Here is a 1458-nt window from a genome sequence, read left to right as displayed (position 1 = left end):
ATTGTCCCGCCGCCGCCTTGTCCATAAGCCAGATGAGTTCGCCCTCGGTCGTGATGTGGCTGGCGGGTTCCGCCGGATCACCGGCGCGCACTTTCGCAAAGGCCTCGCGTTTGCCAGCACCCGCCAGCATGAACACCACATGGCGGCTGGAATGGATGGCGGGATAGGTCAGCGTCAGGCGCGTATGCGGCGCGTCATCGGGCACGCAGGTCGAAACCCACAGCTTTCGCTCGTCAAGCACCGGCTGGCGCGGAAACAGCGATGCGGTATGCCCGTTATCACCCAGCCCCAGCATCACCACGTCAAACAGCGGGCGACCGGGTTCCAGCACCTTGCCGCCGTATACCTTTTCCAGTTCCGCCTGATATCTGGCCGCCGCCTGCGCCGGGTCGCCCGATGTCGGCATGGGGTGCACATTGGCAGGCGGCACGTTTACATGCGCCAGCATTTCGGCTTCCACCATGTTATAGTTGCTGGCCGGGTCACTGTCGGGCACGAAGCGTTCATCACCGAAGAAGAACTGCGTGTTCGCCCACGGGAAACGGTCACGATAGGCGTCGGACGCCAGAATCTGGTACAGCCGCTTTGGCGTGGACCCACCCGATAGCGCGATCACGAACGGGCCATCCTTTTTCGCCAGCGCCTGCTCCGTCAGCCATTTCGCCATGTATCGGGCAATGGCCTCGGCATCGGGCAGGACCACCATCGCGCCCGTTTTCACGTCCTGTCCAGCTGTCATGTCATGCATCTCCCAGCACGAATTTCTCGATACCACTGGCGAATCCTTCCTCCTCGCACGATGTCGAGACATGGGTCGCCTGTTTCTGCACCTCGGGGCTGGCCTGCCCCATGGCGATCGACATGCCGCTCTTGCGGAACATCAGCACGTCGTTGGGCTGGTCGCCCAGTGTCACCATCTGGCTGGCTGGAATGCCCAGCAGGCGTTCCAGCGTCATCACCACGCCGCCCTTGTTGGCGTCCCTGTTGGTCACATCCACGTAGTACGGCTGCGACAGGGCGGCTGACGCCGTATCGCCCAGCGCCTGCTGCAGGTCGTGTTCAAGACGTTTCATAAGATCCAGATCATCACTGACGCCGGTGATCTTGACCACCTGATCCAGCTTTTCTTCGACATTGCCGACCACAGGCGGGAACTTTACCGTCCACTGCTCACGCGCGACATGGGGGGCGTCGAGTTTCGAGACAATCCAGTCATTGCCATTATAGACCCACGGGTCAGCCTTGTGGTCGCGGATGATGCTGATCACCCTGCGCGCGGTATCGGCTGGCAGGGTGCGGGCCTCGATCACGGTGAAATCGGGCTTGACCATCATGCCGCCGTTAAAACCCGCGATCGGTTCTGAAATCTTCAGCGGGTCGATGACCATCTTCATGCCCCTGGGCGGGCGGCCGCTGGTTATGGTGAACAGGATACCGCGTTCACGCAGGCGCTCGACC

At 61.7% G+C, this 1458-nt stretch carries 2 protein-coding genes; both read right to left on the bottom strand.

The window, feature by feature from the left end:
* Positions 1 to 748: 6-phosphogluconolactonase (gene pgl / locus MSKU9_RS12895; protein WP_141261820.1), on the bottom strand; the 748-nt coding region annotated here is incomplete at its 3' end.
* On the bottom strand, positions 741 to 1458 hold a 718-nt coding region (locus MSKU9_RS12890; protein ID WP_141261819.1), incomplete at its 5' end, for a Cof-type HAD-IIB family hydrolase. The genes pgl and MSKU9_RS12890, both read right to left, overlap by 8 nt.

Origin of the sequence: Komagataeibacter diospyri (genome assembly GCF_006538165.1) — a bacterium.
Lineage (GTDB): Bacteria > Pseudomonadota > Alphaproteobacteria > Acetobacterales > Acetobacteraceae > Komagataeibacter > Komagataeibacter diospyri.
The sequence above is the reverse complement of the archived record's forward strand: the minus strand, read 5'-3'. Positions and strand labels throughout refer to the sequence as shown.